The sequence below is a fragment of the Clostridium sp. LIBA-8841 genome, assembly GCF_034439435.1.
Lineage (GTDB): Bacteria > Bacillota > Clostridia > Clostridiales > Clostridiaceae > Sarcina.
The window spans coordinates 25,571-46,242 of sequence record NZ_JAPCKJ010000004.1; the positions used below are offsets into that span (position 1 = coordinate 25,571).

At 28.7% G+C, this 20,672-nt stretch carries 17 protein-coding genes and 1 riboswitch; of the genes, 2 read left to right on the plus strand and 15 right to left on the minus strand.

Annotated features, from left to right (window positions below):
* Nucleotides 1-31: 31 nt before the first annotated feature.
* The 4 genes from gnpA to OIF33_RS11225 all read right to left on the minus strand — a co-directional run bounded on the left by gnpA (nucleotide 32) and on the right by OIF33_RS11225 (nucleotide 5,017).
* Nucleotides 32-2,236, minus strand: coding sequence for a 1,3-beta-galactosyl-N-acetylhexosamine phosphorylase (gene gnpA / locus OIF33_RS11210; protein ID WP_322504346.1), 2,205 nt, complete (start codon nucleotides 2,234-2,236; stop codon nucleotides 32-34).
* 229 nt (nucleotides 2,237-2,465) lie between these two features.
* A complete protein-coding gene (locus OIF33_RS11215; RefSeq protein ID WP_322504347.1) occupies nucleotides 2,466-2,714 on the minus strand; it encodes a hypothetical protein in 249 nt (82 codons plus the stop codon).
* A 623-nt stretch (nucleotides 2,715-3,337) separates the two neighbouring features.
* The gene (locus OIF33_RS11220; RefSeq protein WP_322504348.1) at nucleotides 3,338-4,462 is read right to left on the minus strand and encodes a DUF4179 domain-containing protein; all 1,125 of its coding nucleotides are present in this window, start codon (nucleotides 4,460-4,462) and stop codon (nucleotides 3,338-3,340) included.
* 12 nt (nucleotides 4,463-4,474) lie between these two features.
* A complete protein-coding gene (locus OIF33_RS11225) occupies nucleotides 4,475-5,017 on the minus strand; it encodes a sigma-70 family RNA polymerase sigma factor (RefSeq protein ID WP_322504349.1) in 543 nt (180 codons plus the stop codon).
* Nucleotides 5,018-5,325: 308 nt separating this feature from the next.
* Between OIF33_RS11225 and OIF33_RS11230 the strand changes: the two genes are divergently transcribed.
* On the plus strand, nucleotides 5,326-5,733 hold the full coding sequence (locus tag OIF33_RS11230; protein ID WP_322504350.1) for a secondary thiamine-phosphate synthase enzyme YjbQ: 408 nt from the start codon (nucleotides 5,326-5,328) through the stop codon (nucleotides 5,731-5,733).
* Between the two features lie 138 nt (nucleotides 5,734-5,871).
* Here OIF33_RS11230 and ribE read toward each other — a convergent pair whose 3' ends face one another.
* From ribE to OIF33_RS11255, 5 genes are all read right to left on the minus strand, one after another.
* A complete protein-coding gene (gene ribE, locus OIF33_RS11235; RefSeq protein ID WP_322504351.1) occupies nucleotides 5,872-6,333 on the minus strand; it encodes a 6,7-dimethyl-8-ribityllumazine synthase in 462 nt (153 codons plus the stop codon).
* A 142-nt stretch (nucleotides 6,334-6,475) separates the two neighbouring features.
* Nucleotides 6,476-7,675: a bifunctional 3,4-dihydroxy-2-butanone-4-phosphate synthase/GTP cyclohydrolase II gene (locus OIF33_RS11240; protein WP_322504696.1), complete on the minus strand. Its 1,200-nt coding sequence runs from the start codon at nucleotides 7,673-7,675 to the stop codon at nucleotides 6,476-6,478.
* 96 nt (nucleotides 7,676-7,771) lie between these two features.
* Nucleotides 7,772-8,428 (minus strand): riboflavin synthase, encoded by a 657-nt coding sequence (locus OIF33_RS11245; RefSeq protein ID WP_322504352.1) that lies wholly within the window; start codon nucleotides 8,426-8,428, stop codon nucleotides 7,772-7,774.
* A gap of 25 nt (nucleotides 8,429-8,453) precedes the next feature.
* Complete coding sequence (gene ribD / locus OIF33_RS11250) at nucleotides 8,454-9,563, minus strand: bifunctional diaminohydroxyphosphoribosylaminopyrimidine deaminase/5-amino-6-(5-phosphoribosylamino)uracil reductase RibD (RefSeq protein WP_322504353.1); 1,110 nt, start codon at nucleotides 9,561-9,563, stop codon at nucleotides 8,454-8,456.
* A 440-nt stretch (nucleotides 9,564-10,003) separates the two neighbouring features.
* Nucleotides 10,004-10,121, minus strand: a riboswitch (FMN riboswitch).
* Between the two features lie 89 nt (nucleotides 10,122-10,210).
* Nucleotides 10,211-10,879 carry a peptidoglycan recognition family protein gene (locus OIF33_RS11255; RefSeq protein ID WP_322504354.1) on the minus strand — a complete coding sequence of 223 codons (669 nt, stop codon included), beginning with the start codon at nucleotides 10,877-10,879 and terminating at the stop codon, nucleotides 10,211-10,213.
* A 239-nt stretch (nucleotides 10,880-11,118) separates the two neighbouring features.
* Between OIF33_RS11255 and OIF33_RS11260 the strand changes: the two genes are divergently transcribed.
* Complete coding sequence (locus tag OIF33_RS11260; RefSeq protein WP_322504355.1) at nucleotides 11,119-13,305, plus strand: stage V sporulation protein D; 2,187 nt, start codon at nucleotides 11,119-11,121, stop codon at nucleotides 13,303-13,305.
* A gap of 352 nt (nucleotides 13,306-13,657) precedes the next feature.
* Here OIF33_RS11260 and OIF33_RS11265 read toward each other — a convergent pair whose 3' ends face one another.
* From OIF33_RS11265 to OIF33_RS11290, 6 genes are all read right to left on the minus strand, one after another.
* The gene (locus tag OIF33_RS11265) at nucleotides 13,658-13,786 is read right to left on the minus strand and encodes a hypothetical protein (protein ID WP_322504356.1); all 129 of its coding nucleotides are present in this window, start codon (nucleotides 13,784-13,786) and stop codon (nucleotides 13,658-13,660) included.
* A gap of 360 nt (nucleotides 13,787-14,146) precedes the next feature.
* A complete protein-coding gene (treR, locus tag OIF33_RS11270; protein ID WP_322504357.1) occupies nucleotides 14,147-14,854 on the minus strand; it encodes a trehalose operon repressor in 708 nt (235 codons plus the stop codon).
* A gap of 280 nt (nucleotides 14,855-15,134) precedes the next feature.
* Nucleotides 15,135-16,802 carry an alpha,alpha-phosphotrehalase gene (gene treC / locus OIF33_RS11275; RefSeq protein ID WP_322504358.1) on the minus strand — a complete coding sequence of 556 codons (1,668 nt, stop codon included), beginning with the start codon at nucleotides 16,800-16,802 and terminating at the stop codon, nucleotides 15,135-15,137.
* Nucleotides 16,803-17,227: 425 nt separating this feature from the next.
* Nucleotides 17,228-18,649 (minus strand): PTS system trehalose-specific EIIBC component, encoded by a 1,422-nt coding sequence (gene treP / locus OIF33_RS11280; protein WP_322504359.1) that lies wholly within the window; start codon nucleotides 18,647-18,649, stop codon nucleotides 17,228-17,230.
* A gap of 297 nt (nucleotides 18,650-18,946) precedes the next feature.
* A complete protein-coding gene (locus tag OIF33_RS11285) occupies nucleotides 18,947-20,026 on the minus strand; it encodes a DUF4179 domain-containing protein (protein ID WP_322504360.1) in 1,080 nt (359 codons plus the stop codon).
* Nucleotides 20,019-20,594 (minus strand): sigma-70 family RNA polymerase sigma factor, encoded by a 576-nt coding sequence (locus OIF33_RS11290; RefSeq protein ID WP_322504361.1) that lies wholly within the window; start codon nucleotides 20,592-20,594, stop codon nucleotides 20,019-20,021. Before OIF33_RS11290 ends, OIF33_RS11285 begins: the two co-directional genes overlap by 8 nt.
* Nucleotides 20,595-20,672: the final 78 nt, after the last annotated feature.

Below are 20,672 nucleotides of genomic sequence, written 5' to 3' on the forward strand. Positions count from 1 at the left end.
CCTTTAATATAAGGGAATTAAAAGAAAAAGCTTATTTATTTATATCTAGCCATCTAATTTCCATAGGAGCTAAAGTTAAAGTTTCAACCTTAACACCATTTATATATGCATCTGTAACCTTTTCTTCTTGAGTGTTGTTTATTACAGCCATCTTTCCTACTTCTAAGAATGCAGCACACTCAGTATCTATATTAGTTACATAGAATTTTTTCATTTCATCTTCTTTACTTGCAGCCCAATAAATTGCTCTTAATAAAATTCTGCAATTTTCTGGAGTGTATGGGAATCCTGCAAAATAAACACTTCTACCTTTTCCATATGTGTTTACAGCACAAGTTGTATCTCCTCTAAAATTATTCTTAGTGCAATGCTCATTACCAAAATCCATTCTTATAACTTGGTAACTATCTCCCTTTCCATAAACACCTTTCATTCCTTCACCAAAATCTATTGGTAACTCTCCAATTTCTTCTGTTATGAAATGATGTGGATTTAATTCATTATACTTTCTTGTACTTAAACTGAATCCAACCTCTTTATCTACTCCTAAAACATCTGCTAACTGGAAGAACTTATTTTCATAATGTATTGCAGTTGGTTCTCCAACACCTATGAATCCTCCACCATTATTAACCCAATTTCTAATCATAGAAACTAATTTAGGATTTTTCCAATACTCTCCACCACTCCAAGCAGTATAAGCATCTCCAGCATTTATCATAACTCCAATATCATTTGGAATACCATTTTCTAATATATCATCAAAACTTATAAACTCTACTTCTACAGGCATACCACTTAAACATTCAACTATTCCAGCATATGAATATATCTCTTTATACCATAAAGCATGAGCTACTTGTTGTGTTTGCCAACTTCTTAATTTACCCCAACAGTTTAATACTCCAACCTTAAATGGTGTTGTGTAAGCTTTAGTTCCCTTTATAGTATCATGAATTTCTCTAAATTCATCGCATATCTTTTCAACTTGCTCAACAAACTTTGGGAATTTAACTGCAAGACCTAAATATCCACCATATCCTATTCTATCTAATGGACTTCTTAATATGGCTCTTCTTGCTTGTAACCAATTCTCTCTAGCTTCCCCAACAGGATCCCCTGTTTCATTAAATACATCTGGGAAGAAATATGGTAAGAATCTTCCTTCTGTGTACTTAACTCCTGGAATATCAGCAATCATTCTCATAGTTGTTCCATTGCCTACTGAACCAACTACGGCATCTATTCCTATACTTGGGAAATACTTTCCATAAGGCTCTGTTCCTATCCAGTTATCACCTAAGAACATCATTGCTTCTTTTCCATTTTCATGACATAAATCAACTAACTCTTTAGCCATTTTTGAAACATGTTGACATTGGAAATCTATGAAATCCTTATATTGTTTTGTCGGTACTCTAAATGTTGAATTATAATAACCAGCATCAACTATATCTTCAGGTCTTAACTTATACCCTTTTTCTTCTTCAAACTGTTCTAAAGCAAGTGGACTTACTGATGAACTATATCCAAACCAATCAACAAACTTCTCCTTAGCAACTTCATTAAAGCATAATGTGAAGTGATAGAAGAATGTTGTAAATCTAACTACATCAACTTCTGGATTTTCGCCTATCCACTTCTTTAAAGCCTCTTTAACATGTACACTAGTTTTAGCTTGTCTACAATCATAAGGCATTTCATGAGCTTTATCGCCCCAATCGTTAGTTATATGGTTATACATTTGAGTTGGATCCCAAACCATATAAACTAAGAAATTTACTGTATATTCATGATAAGGTGTAGTTTCTTCAACAGTTAAGATTTCACTTTCTTTATCAAAACTCCATTTTGAAGGTTCTATAACTTCTCCAGTAGTTCTATCTATAACTTCCCACCATTTCTTTTCATCATGAACTTTATCTATTTCAAATTGCTGATAATAATATCCAGCTAATATTTTTATTTCAGTTTTTTCTGATTTAGCAATAACAGGTTCTGACATTAAGTAAAGCTGTTGTAACTCATCTTTGTTCTCTCTAGCCCAATCCTGATCACTTCTAACTGTTAAGTATGTAGAATATAACTTAACACCTAAGTCAACTATGTCCTTAGAAAGCTTTGTTCCATCGCAGTCTCTTAAGGCATCAGCTCCCCATTTATCTATAATACCTTTTATCTCTTCTTTCATATTGGAATCAGTCGGTATTGTAACTCTTCCTTTTAATTCTCCCATAATTCTCTCCTCCATTTACCCTACTGTATGACTTTTAAAGTCTTATATAGTAATCTCACCTTTTTCTTACAATTTAATATTAACATCTACCAATTAACGTTTACATGCAATTTATTTACTAAATTATTGAAAATTTTGAGTATATTAATTTTAATGATAATTTCTATAAATTATCATTAAAAAATCACCATAATATAAATCATGGTGATTTTTAATAAGTAATTGATTATTAAAGATTTAATATTTTAGCAGTTACATCTTCTAAAGAATTTAACTCTTTATCTAGATTTTCTATTTCCTCTTTTTCGTTTGGTGTAAGGTTTAAAAGAATAAGACCTGAAGTTGAACATGTATTTTCAGTAGCTTCATGTAATCCTATTCTAGTATGTATTATACAACCATATCTAGTTAATATCTCTTGAACTTTAGGTGCCACAGTTGTTCTAGGTGATAATTTTATTGCCATTATAGTATACATATTGAATTCCTCCCTAAATTTAAATAATCTCAATATTAAATATATATTAGCATATAGTGGTAATTTTTTCTCACAATTTCCTTACTTATTATTCACAAAGTAAATTTATAATATACAATTCTCTCTTATTTTAAATCCTCTTAATAATAAATTAAAATTAATTCACTAGAAATAATTTTAATTTCATAAAATTATTAAATAGTATTTTTAATATTTAAACATTTTAATTTTATATATTTATAATTAGTAACTATTACTACTATAAATTACAAATACATATACGTAAGAAACATCATTATAAATTTTCTCTCCTCCATTAAGTTCATTTCTCTCATGGCCTTATCTTCTTTGTCAAAAATAAAATCAAACATACTACTTCCTCCAATATAAATTCTTCATATGTGATTCTATCCAAAAGCTTTAATATTAATCCTAAAAATAATTAAAAGCCAAAAAATTTGTGTTTCCTTTTAATAAGGAATTTTATAATTTAGTTTTAATTTTTAACTACCTACTAACTCAAATTAAAAAAAGACCATGTTTTAAACTATTGTCAAAATTAAGATAGGTCTGTCATACTATCTAAAAATCAACATTCACTTAAAAACATAGCCTAATAAAAACTATTTTAAATCAATATAAAATTCTTTTTCTGTTAACCTAGTGCTCTTAAATCCCATTCCTATAAACTTTAAAAAGGCATTTCTCTCTTCATATAATACTGGAACAACCTTTATTCTGTTAAGCTCTTTATTTCCTTTATATTCATAAGAAAAACCTTTTTCACAGCTTCCTCCTTTACTTAAAAAATCTAATTTTTTTCCATTCTCATCATAAAATTCTAACTCAATATATCTATGCTTTTCTCCCTCTTCAATAATTTCTGATGGCTCTTTGTAATCATATTTTATAACTGTTGAAGCTGGTGTTTTTCTTATCTCAGTTAATACATAGTCAACATGTCCATACTTCTCAATGTTCATGGTTTTATCTATATTTATTACTTCTACTTTTTCTTTTAATTTCTTTCCATTAAAATCAGCGTCTAAAGTCCAATTTCCCTTAACAAATTTCTCATCCTTAAACCTTTCATTTAATACCATATCATCTACATTAAACTTAATATTATAATCTTTCTCTAAATCAGCACCAGTCATATCAAAGTGCATAATTACATTACTTACTTTATTTTCTTCATTATAATCATAACTTCCACCCATACCTGTTATATCAATCTCTTGTCCATTTGAAGTTATTGCAATTCCTGCATAAGGATATACTGAGACATTATCTGCTTTACTTTCTTTTATTCCAACACTTTCAAAATCAAAGTCTCCATAATCAACCATCATACTTACTACTAGCTCTTCATCATTTAAAATAAGTTCATTTAAAGAAAAAGTTATTCCTTTATCTTCTACTGATTTTAAAACCTCTTCCTTGTATGACTTTAATGAATCCTTCTCTTTTCCAAAATAACTTTCGATTTTCTTTCCTAAAGAAGTCATACTAGCTCTTACATTTTCACTATTTAAAATACAAGTTCCTACAATAATAAATGAAACTGAAGCGGCTATTATTTTATTTCTATTTTTCTTTTTTATATTCTTTAGCTTATTGTCTTCATTTATGATTCCTCTCATTTTTAACTTTAAGGAATTCTTTTCAACCTCACTAAGATTTATTTCATCTATTTTATCTTTACTATTATCTAAACCATTTAAAATTCTAAATTTATCTTTTTTCATACCCAACTCTCCCTAAAAATCATATAAGTGAATCAATTTTCTAAGTTTTTTTCTTCCTCTTGAAAGCCTGTTGTATAATGTAGATTCTTTAATATTCATAACTTTAGATATATTTTTAAGTTCTAACTCTTCAATATAATACTTAATAAAAACTTCTCTATCTTTGTGATTAAGATTTTTTAAAAGTGCATATACATCTTCTTGAAGTTCCTCTCTTAAAATATCAGCCTCAACACTTATTGAATCCTGAATCATATTTAGATCTATTTCTAAATTTTCTACTTCTTTAATATGCTTTCTCTTATAATCAATTGCTCTATATTTAGAAACTGATATTATCCAATTTCTAAAAGTATTTTTTCTCTCATCAAAACTCTCTATATTATTCCAAACTGAAAGAAGTATATCATTCAAACATTCTTCCTCATATTCCCTTAAATTAAATAAATACTTTCTAATAACTCCCTTAATAAGTGGAGAATATTTATCTATAAGCATATCTATTCCTTCTTCTTTCTTTAGTTTAATGTATTTTATAATAAGGCTATCTTCCATATTCCCTATTTCCTCCTAATTTAATTCCCCTAAGTACTAGTACACTATTTATATACGAATTGGAATATAAAAACCTATCATTTTTTACAAAGTTTTTTATTTGTTAATTTTAAGAACAATTATTATAATCTCTGAGAATTCTCATTTACCTAACAGCACTATTTTCAACTATAAAATTACTGATTCTATACTAACTATCTTTTTTAAATTTTATAGTTTAAAAATCATATTTAGTTTGAAATAAATCATAACCTAAATAGCTATTTGTTATATAATTTGTATATACTAAGATTTAGAGGGGTGTTTTTATGAATAATTTTTTTAAGCATACACTAGAAACTCATACACCTCAGAGTATGAGTAAAATTACATCTTATATAAGAGAGGATATTAAAAACAGTAATATTGAAAATGGAATTGTTGTTGTTTATTGTCCACATACTACTGCAGGAATAACAATAAATGAAAATGCAGATCCTGACGTGGTTAAAGATTTGATTTATGGATTTGAAAAGATTTATCCAACTAATGATTCTAAATATAGACACTTTGAAGGCAATTCTCACTCACACCTAAAAAGCTCTACCGTAGGAGCTTCTCAACAATTAATACTACATAGAGGAAGACTTATTCTAGGCCAATGGCAAGATGTTTATTTCTGCGATTTTGATGGTCCAAGAAATAGAACTTTTTATGTAAAAATACTTGAAGGTTAACATTTAAACTTAAAATAAATGGCTATATCAAAATAAAAATTATTTATTTTAATATAGCCATATTTTTTCACTTAAATCCTAAATAAAATTTAGCTTTGCTTTAGATAAATGTTGATTTTTAAAACATAGCCTGAATCTTTAAATATTTTCTAAAAGATTTGCTATCTCTATTGCTGCTACTGCTGCATCAAAACCTTTATTTCCAGCCTTAGTTCCAGCTCTTTCAATAGCTTGTTCTATGTTCTCAGTTGTAACAACTCCAAATATTACTGGCACTTCAGTCTCTAAACTAACATGAGCTATTCCTTTTGAAACTTCACTACATACATAATCATAATGGCTTGTTGCTCCTCTTATTACTGTTCCTAAACATACCACAGCAGAGTAATTTCCAGACTTGGCTAACTTCTTAGCCACTAAAGGTATTTCAAAAGCTCCAGGTACCCATGCTAATTCTATATCCTCTTCATTAACGCCATGTCTCTTAAAGGCATCGGCAGCTCCTCCTATAAGTTTAGAAACAATAAACTCATTAAATCTTCCTGCCACCATAGCAAATTTTTTACCTTGTCCAACTAAATTACCTTCTAAAACTTTCATTTCAATTATCTCCTTTAAACATTATATTTTTTAATAAAAGTAAAACTTTTAGTCTCTATTTTAAACTAGTGTTGATTTTTAGATAGATCTAAAGAGTTAGCTAAAAATCAATACTTCCCTAGAACATAACCAACTTTTAAAATTACTGCATTATTAAATGATTCATTTTCTCTTTTTTAGTTTCTAAATAAAACTTATTTTTTTCATTACATTTTATCTCAATTGGAACTCTCTCAACAATTTTAAGTCCATATCCCTCTAATCCAGTTATTTTCTTAGGGTTATTAGTTATAAGCCTTATTTCTCTTACTCCTAATTCTTTTAATATTTGTGCTCCAACACCATAATCTCTAAGATCTTCTGGAAAACCTAATGCTAAATTTGCCTCAACTGTATCTAATCCTTCGTCTTGAAGTTTATACGCTTTTAACTTATTTATAAGTCCAATCCCTCTTCCCTCTTGTCTCATATAAAGAAGTATTCCATTTCCCTCTTCATTGATTTTTTCCATTGCTCTTTCAAATTGTTCTCCACAATCACATCTTCTTGAACCAAAGACATCTCCAGTTAAACATTCTGAATGTACTCTTAATAAAACTGGCTTATCTGATTTAATTTCTCCTTTAACTAAAGCTACATGATGCTCTCCTGTAAGCTTATCTATAAATCCAATAGCCTTAAAATCACCCTGTTTAGTTGGCATATTTGTTTCAACAACTCTTTCAACAAAATTATCTCTTTCAGTCCTATAAGCTATTAAATCCTCTATGGTTATTATTTTCATATTATGTTCCTTAGCAAATTCTAATAACTCTTCTGTTCTAGCCATTGTTCCATCATCTTTCATTATTTCACAAATAACTCCAACTTCTTTTAGACCTGCTAACTTAGCTAAATCAATGGCTGCTTCTGTATGTCCTGCTCTCTTTAACACCCCACCATTTTTAGCTATTAAAGGAAATACATGTCCCGGTCTTCTAAAATCATCAGGCTTACTATTCTCACTAACTAAGTATCTAATCGTATCAGCTCTCTCAAAGGCTGAAATTCCTGTAGTTGTCTCCGTATAATCTATGGATACGGTAAATGCAGTCTCATGATTATCTGTATTATGTGAAACCATTGGATTTAAACTAAGTTTCTCTGCAATCTCCTCACTTATTGGAGCACATATTAGCCCTTTTCCATAAGTAGCCATGAAGTTTATTTTTTCTCCAGTTATAAGCTCACCAGCCATAACTAAATCTCCTTCATTTTCTCTTCCTTCATCATCAATAACAATAACTATCTTTCCATTCTTTATATCTTCTATTGCCTCTTCTATTAAATTAAAATCTCTCATATTCTTAAGGGAATCCACTTCCCCTACACCACCTTTCAAAATATTAAAAGTATATTTTTCTTGCAAAAACTTCTCTATAAAAGGCCATCAAATTTTTTACATAAATCCATTACTACGTAATAAATTCTCTAATAAAGATGATTTTTTCTTTTCTCCCACATATTCCTTAAATCCTAAAAGCTTTTCAACATATTTTCCAATAGTATCACACTCTATATTTACTAATTCTCCAATATTTTTCTTTATTAAAGTTGTCTCCTCTTGACTATGGGGAATAAGTGAAACCTTAAAATTATCTCCTTTAACCTCTGCAACAGTTAAGCTTATTCCATCAATAGCTATTGATCCTTTGTAAACTATATATTTACTAAATTCATGAGGTATATTGATTTCCAACCAAATAGCTTCTGCTTCTTTCTTAAATAAAACTATCTTTCCCTTTGAATCTATGTGACCAGTTACTATATGTCCATTAAATCTATCCTTAAGTCCCATAGCTCTCTCCAAATTAACCTTAGAACCTTTTTTTAATATTCCAAGATTACTTCTTCTTAAAGTTTCTCCCATAATATATGCTGTAAAGAAATCATTTCCTTTGTTTGTTATGGTTAAACAAACACCATTAGTAGCTATACTGTCTCCAACTTTCGTATCCTCTAAAACCTTAGAGCATTTTATTTTTACTAATGAAGATTTTTCTCCTCCATATATAGCAAAAACCTCACCAACTTCCTCTATTATTCCTGTAAACATGTAATTCACCTCCTTTTTCTACCTCTTAAATAAAATCACATTCTATTAAAACGTCATTATTAAAGGTCTTTAAACTTACCTTCTTAAACTCAAAAGCCTCACAAACCTTACTTACTCCTTCTCCCTCAACAGGACTTAAAGCATTGCTTCCTCCAAAAACTTTTGGTGCTACAAAAGCATATATCTTATTTACCTTTCTCTTTTCTAAAAAAGAAAAATTTAAATTTCCTCCTCCTTCAATAAGAATAGAATCAATATTTTTTCTCTTTAAGATATCTAAAACCTCGTCAATATTAATTCTTCCCTTATACGAATCTACTTCTAAAACCTCTATTCCTATATTTTTTAATGAAAAATACTTTTCCTTATCCTTCTGATTAGTTGTGAAAACTAATGTTTTTGATTCATCTTGATTTTTTAATACTTCTGCACTTAAAGGTATTCTAAGTTTGCTATCAAGAATTACTCTAAAGTGATTTCTTTTTATTCTTTTGTTTTTAGCTTCACTTTCATTTAGCCTATATCTTAAATCTGGATTATCTTTCAAAACAGTATTTATACCAACCATTATTAAACTATACTTTTTCCTTAATCCATGAACAAACTCTCTAGATTTTTCATTGGTTATCCATTTGGAGTTAAAATCCTTTGTTGCTATTTTTCCATCTAAAGTCATCCCCCATTTAATTGCTACAAAAGGTTTATTTTTTTCTATATAAAAATTAAATATCTCATTTAACCTTAAGCATTCTTCTTCTAATACTCCAACTTCAACTTCTATTCCAGATTCTTTTAAAATCCTAACGCCCTTTCCAGAAACCAATGGATTCGGATCTAATGTTCCAACTACAACTCTTTTAAACTTATTTCTCTTTATGGCTTCTACACAAGGTGGTGTTTTTCCATAATGACAACACGGTTCTAAAGTCACATATATTGTTGCACCCTCAACATCTTTAATAGCACTATTTATTGCATTGATTTCAGCATGATTTCCTCCAAAAAACTCATGATATCCCTGTCCAATTATTTCTCCATCTTTAACAATAAGAGCACCTACTAAAGGATTAGGATTTACATATCCCTCACCTTTTTTAGCTAATTCCAAAGCCTTTTTCATAAAAAATTCATCCAAGTTACCCTCTCCTTCCAAAATTCTTACTTATGGGAAGCACATTTTTATCTAAAATGTGTAAGTTTAAAATTTCAAATTTTCAAATTGAATTTCAAATTTTCAAATTGAATTTCAACTTAAAAAGAATTACCTAATAAAAATTAAAGCCCTGAGTTGAATATACTCAGGGCTTTATTCGTTATCCATTTAGAAAATATATAAAACAGAAATTCAAGCTAAAACTACTTTATTTTCTTTAAAAGAAAACCATCAATTAATCTTATATAAAATGCCGATTATTTATAATAGAGATACAACATTTTATATAAAAATAATATTAGTGTTTAAGTAATTTAACAAAAATAAAAGCTCTGAACAAAAGTTCAGAGCAAAAAATTCTAAGTTATAATAATCTATTTTATTAGCATATAAAAATACACAAATAAAAAGATAACCTATTAGATATTCTTCTTTCATCCAGACTTTACTGTCGGCTTCGGAGTTTCACCGAATCATGCTAAATATTAGCTCGCGGGCTTTACCGCCGGTAGGGAATTCCACCCTGCCCTGAAGAATTTATATTAAATTATGTCTATAAATTACCATTTTAAAATTTTACTGTCAATTCTCTTTTTAGTTTATAAATTTCCATTCTAATTAAATATTCACTACATCTTTTTTATTTCCTCAATAATACTACTTTTTATATTATCCATAGGGAAAAGACTTCCTGGACACAAAGTATCCACAACATCTCTATGAGGAATTATATCTTTTATAGGATATTTTAAGCTTAAGTAAGTTCCTAGTTTAATAAGAGAATTTCTCTGTGCCTCATTTAATCCTTCTTTTTCAAAGTTTCCCTCAACACATATACCTAAGGTGTTATAATTTGCATTTTTAGCATGAGCACCTATTATATTTTCATCCCGTCCTTTATAAATTGTTCCATCTTCTCTTATGTAAAAATGATATCCGATTCCACTCCATCCCTTTTCTAAATGGAATTTATGAATTTCCTCTGGAGTCTTTGGTGAATCTGTAGCTGAATGATGTATAATCAATCTTTTAGGATAATTTCCTTTCTTAAGTCCATTTCCCCACTTATACTCAACATCTTGTATATTTAAATCTCCCCTCATTTTATCTAACTCTCTTTTTGAAAGATTTTTATTATATAAATCTCTATAACTTTCTTCTCTTCCTATAATCGAAAAAGTAAAGAAAATAATGATTCCTAAGAATAATATAATACCAAGAAAAAATATAATTCTTCTTCTTAAAAATTTTCTTCGTCTTTCTAAGGAATTTCCCTTCTTAATTTTACTATTATCCAAACCTTCTCATCCCCTTTTCTATATTATAAAATCAACTCTTTTTTAATCTACTTTTCACTAAATGTTTTTATGCAAAAACCTTATATGTAAATAATAAACAAAAACTAATCCAATCTCTACTGAATTTCTAATAATTAATAATTTATTCCATTTATAATTTTTTTTAGAATTTAATAATTAAATCTTCCTTCCACTAATATTATGTATAGATATAGTTTTTTTGAAGGAGGTATGAAATATTGAAAAGATTATACAGAGATATGGCTGTAATCAGGAAACGACTCTCGTTTATCTTAGCGTTTATTATAATTATGTTTTTCGTCTTAAGCCTTAGATTATCTTATGTAATGGTAGTTAAGGGACCAGAATATGCTGAACTTGCTGTTGAACAGTGGACAAACGAAGTTAAAATATCTGCAAGAAGAGGAAAAATACTTGATAGAGATTTAAATGAGCTTGCTGTAAGTTCAAATCTTTACAGAGTTGACTTTAACTTAAATGCAATCAGATCTTATACAAAGAAAACTGGAAAAACCAATGATGAATTAGCTTTAGAAATCTCTAAGGTTCTTGAGATGGATAAAGATGCTGTTTTAAAGAAAATAGAATTTAGACTTCCTTCTGGTGCACCTGCTGGTGCTGCAATAGTTGCTAGAAGAATAGAAAAAGATAAGGCAGATAAGGTTAAAGAGCTTGAAATTCCTGGGGTAATGGTTTCCCCCGATACTCAAAGATATTATCCTAACGATAATTTCCTTTCCCATGTCTTAGGAACTACCAATTCAGATGGTGTTGGATTGAATGGTGTTGAATTAAAATACGATAGTGTTTTAGCAGGAACTCCTGGATTAAAAATAACTGAAATGGTTAAAGATGGAGCTGACTATCCTTATACTATTTCTAGATTTACTGCTCCTGTAGATGGTAAAGATGTAGTTTTAACAATTGATGAAAAACTCCAATACTTTGCGGAGCAAATAGCTGAAATAGGCCTTATTCATAATAATGCCGATGCTACTTCAGTAATTATAATGAACCCAAATAATGGTGAAATTTTAGCAATGGCTAATAAACCTGATTTTAATCCAAATAAACCTTATGATGGAGCAGAAAACTTCCCAGGTAACACTTCATCAGATAGAATTCAAAAAATGTGGAGAAACAGAGCTGTTTCAGATTCCTTTGAACCTGGTTCTATCTTTAAGATAATAACAGCATCTGCCGCTGTTGAAGAAGGATTAGCCGGTAAAGATGAGACCTATACTTGTGGAGGCGGCCTTCAAAAAGGTGATAGATTTATTAAATGTTGGAAAAGAGGAGGTCATGGAACTCAGACCTTTACAGAGATAATACAGAATTCATGTAACGTTGGTTTTATGAATTTAGGAGAAAAATTAGGTGCAGAAAAGTTAAATAAATATATCAAAAATTTTGGTCTTGGAAAAAAATCAGGTGTAGATTTACCTGGTGAATCTCCTGGAATTGTTAAGAAAACTGAAAACATAACTGATATGGACCTTGCTACTATTGCATTTGGACAAACTAACACAGTTAATCCAATTCAATTTATGACAGCCGTTAATGCAGTTGCTAATGGGGGTACATTAATTCAACCTCATGTAGTTAAGGAAATAAGTTATATAAATGAAAATAATGAAAGAGTTATAGATGAGAGCTTTGTACCTAAGAAAACAGAAAATATAATAAGCAAAGAGACTGCTGAACAAATAAATGCAGCCTTAGCCAATGCTGCTAAGAATGGTTCTGCTAAATCTGCCTATAAAGAAGGTTATGGAGTGGCTGGTAAGACTGGTACTGCTCAAAAGGTTAATCCTGAAACTGGTGGCTATGGTGGTGGCTATGTTGCTTCCTTTGTTGGCTTTGCCCCTTATGATAACCCTCAAATATCCGTAATGGTCTCTGTTGATAATCCTAAAAATGGAGAATATTATGGTGGTAGAGTTGCTGCTCCACTAGCAGGAATGCTATTCCAAAATATATTTAACTATATAGATTTAACAGAATTTAAATTAGACGAAAAGCTTCCTCAAAAGGAAACTGTTATAATTCCTGAAGTTTGTGGTTTACCTGTAAATGATGCGACTAAAATTTTAAAAGATTTAGGAATTTCTTATACTGTAGAAGGTGAAGGTGAATTTATAGTTGATAGTAATCCTGCTACAGGCTATCCAATCTCACCAGATACGAAGATAACTTTAATTGCAGGTGATAGCTCAAATTTAAATAGTGATGTTATTGTTCCTGATTTCACTAACTATTCTAAAGAATCTGCTGAAAAACTTCTTAATCAGTTAGGACTTAAAGGTGAATTTGTTGGTGAAGGACCATCTGTAACTAAACAAAGTATTTCTCCTGATGAAGTAGTGGCTGGAAATTCAAAAATCACATTAACTTTAGGATATTAAAGATTTGGTAATGTAAAATGTATACATTCCTTATTTAGATAATATTTACTAGCTAAAATAGATTTAATTTCAAAATATAGCCTTCAATATTAAAATTATTTAATTTCACTTATTTGACATGAATTTTAAAAAGGTTTATAAATAAGCTGTAAACATTATTAACTTTTTAAAGGTTGTTTAATACTTAAGTGGCTTTCCTAAATTAGCCTTTACTACATCGAAACTTTTTCCTTTGCTATTTTAGGTGTTAAACATTATTACATTAAAGAGAGTACATTTGTACTCTCCTTTTTTTATTTCAATATTAATGTATTAGATACTAACATACAGCTATTTTTATCTATTTTCAGCTCTATTTATTAAATATGTCTTCAACATTTACTTCTAACTCATTACAAGCTTCTTCTAAAGTACATCCATTTTTATCTATGTATTTTGATACATAGCCTTCTAACCCTAAAGGACCATAAAACTTTTCCACTACTTCACCTCCATTTAAATTTTTAATTATTAGTCTATTATTTAAAACAGAAATAATCATTAAAAATTATTATTACCCCTAACTTATTTTTTATCCAAGGGATTTTTAGTATAAATTTTTTAAATCTAAAAAATTATAATTTAATTTCTATCTTTCAACTATCTGTAAAAAGCATTATTAAAGTTATATAATAAGATAGCTAATTACGTATTTATGGCTATATTATTTCTTAAAATTTTCTATAAAAAATATCACAATTCATAGTTTATTGTCTAAGTATTTACCAACTATGAATGTGATATTATATTTCTTTTTTATAAAAATAATTTTCAAAGGAATTAACAACTAAATTAATTGTTTTTATCTTCTTGCAAAATCTACAAACTTAAACTTATCTGGTCTATGTCTTGATTCTGTATATTGAAATAAATTTCTTCCTTCTAAGTATGTGTAACTTTTAACCACAGCCACCATATCATATCCTCTTAAATCTAATAACCTTCTATCTTCTTCCGTAGCTTTTTGAACTGTTATTTCTTTTTCTGCATAAGCTATCTTTAATCCTAACTCTCCTTCTATGTAATCATATAAAGAATTTTTGCAGATTTCCTCAGTTAATCTTGGAACAAACTCTGAATTTAAATAATCTTTATCTAAGATTATCTTTTCTCCATCTATATTTCTAGTTCTTATTAAGCTCCAAACATATTCATTAGGTGAAACCTCAAGCTTCTTCATTATACTCTCACTTGGATTTTTTAAAGTTAACTCTTCAACTATTGTTTCACATTTCTTTCCTAAGTTTTTCTCTATTTCTTTAAAACTCTTTATTCCTGAAACCGGAAAATTAAACTTATTCATATCAAGTACAAAAGATCCCTTACCTTTAGCCTTCTCAATATATCCATTTTGCTCTAATAAATTTAAAGCTTTTCTTACAGTATCCCTCGATACTTCATACTCCTCCATAAGTTGTGATTCTGAAGGTAACTTACTATTTGTTTCAAAAATACCACTATCTATTTTTCCAACAATTTCGTTATATATATTTAAATACTTACTAGACATCTCTAACTCTCCCTAAACTGTTATTATAAATTATATTATTTCTAAACTTTAAAGTTAAAATCAACTTAATACTTTCACTTAGCCTTATTTTAACAAAACTTTTTTATATTTAAATTTACTTATATTTTAACATAAAACCCTATTTTAGATAATTATCGATTTTTAACTAATTTTAGAAAACCAACTAAAATCGACTTTTGCTAAAATACCCCTCCAAATTGAAAACCTCCCTTAAATAACTTTCATTTAAGCGAGGCTTTTCTTATTTTCTTTATTTTCTTTATTTTTTTAATTTATAAACTACTGATTCGTATGGTCTTAAATTTAAACTAGATAAATCTAAAGTGCTATAATTGTAATTAGATATTAAAATACACTTATTATATTTTTCTAATTCTTCAATTTCTTTTGATAAATCTAATGAACACTCTTCTCCATAGAAGTTATTTATAACAAGTAACTTTTCACCATTGTAATTTCTTTCATAAGCATATATCTTAGGATGATTTTCTAAAAGTTGAACATAATCTCCATATGCTATTACATCTTCATTTTTTCTAAGTTCTATAAGTTTCTTATAATGATAGAACACAGAATCCTTATCTTCTAAAGCTTTTTCAACATTTATTTGATCATAGTTATTAGCTACATTTATCCAAGGAGTTCCTGTAGTAAACCCTGAATTCTTTTCTCCATTCCATTGAACAGGAGTTCTTGAATTATCTCTTGATTTACTCTTAAGAATTTCCATTATCTCTTTTTCATCAATTCCTTCTTCTTTTAATATATTGAAATAATTTATTGATTCTACATCTCTATAATCATCAATATTATTAAATTCTGGATTTGTCATTCCAATTTCTTCTCCTTGATATACATAAGGAGTTCCACTCATCATATGAATTGAAGTAGCTAACATTTTTGAGGACTCATTAAGATAGTCTTCAACATTTCCAAATCTTGAATTAACCCTTGGTTGATCATGGTTACACCAGAAAACAGCATTCCAGCCTCCCCCATTGATCATTCCTCTTTGCCAATGATTAAATATTTTTTTAAGCTCAATAAAATCAAAATCCATTAAGGACCACTTTTGTCCATCTTTATAATCAACTTTTAAATGATGAAAATTGAATACCATCGATAATTCTTTTTCTTTAGGATTAGAATATTTTATACAATTTTCTATAGTTGTTGATGACATTTCTCCAACGGTTACTATGTCTACATCCTTACCAAAAGTTCTTTCATTAAGCTCTTTTAGATACTCATGTATTCTATGACCATCAGTATAGAATCTTCTTCCATCACCTTCATAATCATTTTCAAATTTTTCTGGTTTAGAAATTAAATTTATAACATCTAATCTAAATCCTTTGACTCCTTTATCTATCCAGAAGTTTACTACCTTATAAATTTCCTCTCTTAACTCTGGATTATCCCAATTTAAATCTGCTTGTGAAACATCAAATAAATGTAAGTAGTACTCTCCTAGCTCATCAACATACTCCCAAGCATTTCCTCCAAATTTTGAAATCCAATTTGTAGGTGGTTCTCCCTTTTTGCCTTCTTTAAAAATATAATAATTCTTATATTTTTCTTCTCCTTTTAAAGCTCTTTGGAACCATTCATGATCTGTTGAAGTATGATTAAATACCATATCAAGCATAATATCTATATTTTTATTTTTAGCTTCTTTAACTAATTCTTCAAAATCTTCCATAGTCCCATATCTAGGATCTATTTTATAATAGTCTGCTATATCATACCCATTATCCTTTTGAGGAGATACGTAGACAGGAGTCATCCAAATATAATCTACTCCTAACTCTTTAAGATAATCTAATTTTTCAATTACTCCTCTTAAATCTCCAAAACCATCTCCATTAGAGTCCTTAAATGATTTTGGATATATTTGATATACAACACTTTTCTTAAAATCTTTCATAATTCACACCTCACACAACTTGTACGTATAAGTTATCTTAAATATATTCTAAATTATTCTTTCTGTCAACTCTCATTAAGCGTATTTAATTTTTCAGTTGTACATAATTCTGTGATTATTGAATTTCGCTAAGAATTTCTATTATTTCTTTCGTAAAAATACTAAAGTTACATAACTCGCTACGCTTCAAACAAATGTAACTTCTTAACGTATTTTTTAATCCAGAAAAAATGAAATTCTAAAAGCTTATTCAAATATCTCATCATTCATGTACAACCGAAAAATTTTATTAAGCCTTAAATTATTATTATCTTTTAGATTTCTTGATTTAGATGTAAAATTCAATAATTATCGAACTATAGTTAAATCAAGAAATAAAAAACTAGATAGCATAAAAGGTGGAGTCATCCCCCACCCTTTTCATATTATTTTGAAGCCATGTTAGCTAATTTTGTCTTTGAGAACACTATTGTTAAAACAAATGGTACAACTATTGCTATTCCCATTGCTATTAGATACATTAACATGCTAGATGGTTGCATTGATAGGATTGCTGGTAATCCACCAACTCCTACTGAGTTTGCCATACATCCCATTGCCATTGAGAACATACCTGCTACACCTGCACCAATCATAGATGCTATGAATGGATATAAGTATTTTAAGTTAACACCAAACATTGCTGGTTCAGTTACCCCTAAATATCCTGAAATACATGCTGGTATTGATATTTGTTTTTCATCTTCATTTTTTCTATTTACATATATCATAGCTAGAACTGCTGATGCTTGAGCTATGTTTGATAATGCAACTATTGGCCATAAGAATGTTCCACCTATATCACTTATAAGTTGTAAGTCAACTGGTAATAAAGTATGATGTAATCCTGTTATAACTAATGGTGCATAGATCATACCAAAGATTCCTGCAAATAACCATCCAAATGATGATGTTAAACCTGCTACTATAACTCCTGATATTACACTTCCTATTTTCCAACCTATTGGTCCTAAAACAGTGTGTGCTAATAATACTGTTGGTATTACTGAAAAGAATGGTACTATTATCATTTGTATAGGACCTGGTGTAATTTTCTTAAAGAATCTTTCTAAGTAAACAAAAGTGAATCCAACCATGATTGCTGGTAAAACTTGTGCTTGATATCCTATCATTGGAACCTGAGCGAATCCAAAGTCCCAAACTGGAGCTACTGCCCCACTACCTGCGCTATATGCATTTAATAATTGTGGTGATACTAATGTTATACCAATAACTATTCCTAACATTTGGTCTGCACCCATTTTCTTAGCAATAGACCAAACAACCCCTACAGGTAAGAAGTGGAATATAGCCTCACCTATTAACCATAAGAAACTATGAGTTCCTGCCCAGAACTGAGATATTTCAATTAAGCTTTTTGTTCCATCTTCAAATAGTTTCATATCTCCAATTACGTTACGGAATCCTAATATAAGACCTCCAACTATGATAGCTGGTATTAATGGAGCAAATATTTCTGCTAGTCCTGCCACTGCTCTTTGAACTATATTCATGTTCTTCTTAGCAGCTTTCTTAACTTCATCCTTACTTTGTCCTTCTATCCCTGTTTGTCCAACAAAATCATTATAGAAAGTTGAAACTTCAGGTCCAATAATTACTTGAAACTGTCCCGCTTGTGTAAATGTCCCTTTTACACAAGGAATGGCTTTTATCTTATCTACATCTGCTTTGCTTGTATCATTTAAAACGAATCTCATTCTTGTAGCACAGTGAGTTACTGAAGCTACGTTTTCTTTTCCACCTATGTACTCGGTTAGTAACTTTGCATCTTTTTCAAACTTACTCATCTTTTTCCCCTCCATTTAACTTGTACGTATATCTTATGTATTTATACTAACATATACGTATAAGTCATGTCAACCTTTTCATTTATCGTTTTCAAAAGTTTTTCCTTAGAACTTTATTTCATTCAGTACTAACTTTATTAAATTATCCTAAAGAAATAAAAATAAGCTATAGTAACACATCTATACCACAGCTTATCTCTTTAAAATTATATTACTCTTATCTATTGTACTTTCTTTTAAAACTAAATATATTATCCACTAATTAATTATATTTAGTTACTGAAATATATTTTAAAATTAATTTCTTAAATTTATTTCCTTAGAATAGCTTATATGTTTTTCTAAATTTTCATCATCGATAGCTTTTAAAGACTCATCATAAAATACTACTTTTATTGTATTAATTTTCTTATCATCTTTAAATAATGTTACAATTGAATACTCATCTTCCCACTTTTGTGATTCTAGCTTAAGTCTATCTCCATTATTATCATATACCTCAACAATATAGTTTAATACCTCCGTATCTTTAGGATGATTTGTTAAAATTTTTATTTCAAATGGAGTTTCATAAACTTTACTTACTCCTATTCCCTCTTTATTTATATCATCAACATTAATCTCTTTAGTAAGTGATTTATCAACTTTAACTGGCACTTTAAAATTCCAACTTCCTTTAAATTCTTGATCTTTTTCTCTTTCACTGTTCCATGAAGATACTATTAGTCTTTTATAATTTATTTCAAAATCAAATTTAACAGGAATTTCCATATTCAAAGTAGTTAAATCATATTTTTCAACGCCTACAAAAGTATGCTCATTTATATATTTTCCTTCTAGTCCTGCAATTCCACTATTATCTAATTTTTTTTGTGTAAAACTAACTTTAGAATATGATTCATCTAACATTTGAGTATTTACTATTTCTTCAGCTTGTTCCTTTGTTAAATCATAGTCTTTCACTGGGTCATAATCATAATTTATATATTTAAAAGGTTCCTCACTTTCAACAATATAAGTTACATATAAATTCTGTCCATCACAAAGAATTTCTGATAAAGTTATACCAACTCCATTATCATAAACAGTTTGATTAACCTCTGTTGCATATTTAGAGTAATCACCTTTATTCAACATTTCATTTTGTATTTTTTCAAAAGCATTCTTAATTTCTGGTATTCCATAAGTTAAAGTAGTTGTACCAAGCCCTAGTATAGTAACTATAGCAATCCCTGCCGCAATATTTTTAAATACTTTTTTATATCCTTTACCTTTCCTATTTTTCTTTTTATCTTCCTCAGCCATACTTATTGCATCATCTATAATATTATCTAAATTATCTGGTAAATTTATCTTATCTAAACCTTTTTTATTCATTCAAATAGCCCTCCTTTAAAACCTCACCTAAAGCTTGTTTTGCTCTTCTCAAATAAGTTTTAACTGTGTTTTCTGGAATTTCCATAACCTTTGCAATATCTTTTATTTTCATATCATTAAAGTACATCATAATTATTACTGTCTTATAATTATCATTTAACAAATCTATTGCATTATATAAATCTAATTTTTCTTCTGTTGATACTTCAGATTTTTCTTTTATTATGGGTGTACTTTTATCTAATATCTCACTTTTTCCTTTTTTCTTTAGAAAATCAATTGATACATTTATTAGAATTCTTGTTATCCATGTATTAAAGAATTTTGCCTTTTTTAATTTTTCAATATTTAAAAACGCTCTATACACTGTTTCGTGTATAACCTCAAGAGCATCTTGTTCCTCCTTAACATATAAAAAAGCCATTTTATACAAATATTCCTTATTATTTTTTATAAGAATTCCAAAAGACTCCTTATTTCCTTTAATTGATTCTTTTATTAATTTAATTTCACTTAATTCATTTTTTATATCTATATCTAGATATGATATACTCATAGTTTTTCCCATCTTTCTCCTCCTAACCAAAGCTTTAACATCGATGCTTACATACATTAGTCTTTTTAAGTGGTCAGAAAGTTTCAAAAA

Coding starts and splice junctions, on each gene's coding strand:
- OIF33_RS11225 (WP_322504349.1), bottom strand. CDS start 5,017: ATGGAAGATAGCCTTATTATAAAATACATTAAACTAAAGAAAGAAGAA.
- treR (WP_322504357.1), bottom strand. CDS start 14,854: ATGTCTAGTAAGTATTTAAATATATATAACGAAATTGTTGGAAAAATA.
- gnpA (WP_322504346.1), bottom strand. CDS start 2,236: ATGGGAGAATTAAAAGGAAGAGTTACAATACCGACTGATTCCAATATG.
- treP (WP_322504359.1), bottom strand. CDS start 18,649: ATGAGTAAGTTTGAAAAAGATGCAAAGTTACTAACCGAGTACATAGGT.
- OIF33_RS11230 (WP_322504350.1), top strand. CDS start 5,326: ATGAATAATTTTTTTAAGCATACACTAGAAACTCATACACCTCAGAGT.
- treC (WP_322504358.1), bottom strand. CDS start 16,802: ATGAAAGATTTTAAGAAAAGTGTTGTATATCAAATATATCCAAAATCA.
- OIF33_RS11245 (WP_322504352.1), bottom strand. CDS start 8,428: ATGTTTACAGGAATAATAGAGGAAGTTGGTGAGGTTTTTGCTATATAT.
- OIF33_RS11290 (WP_322504361.1), bottom strand. CDS start 20,594: ATGGGAAAAACTATGAGTATATCATATCTAGATATAGATATAAAAAAT.
- OIF33_RS11240 (WP_322504696.1), bottom strand. CDS start 7,675: ATGAGAGATTTTAATTTAATAGAAGAGGCAATAGAAGATATAAAGAAT.
- ribE (WP_322504351.1), bottom strand. CDS start 6,333: ATGAAAGTTTTAGAAGGTAATTTAGTTGGACAAGGTAAAAAATTTGCT.
- OIF33_RS11215 (WP_322504347.1), bottom strand. CDS start 2,714: ATGTATACTATAATGGCAATAAAATTATCACCTAGAACAACTGTGGCA.
- OIF33_RS11220 (WP_322504348.1), bottom strand. CDS start 4,462: ATGAAAAAAGATAAATTTAGAATTTTAAATGGTTTAGATAATAGTAAA.
- OIF33_RS11285 (WP_322504360.1), bottom strand. CDS start 20,026: ATGAATAAAAAAGGTTTAGATAAGATAAATTTACCAGATAATTTAGAT.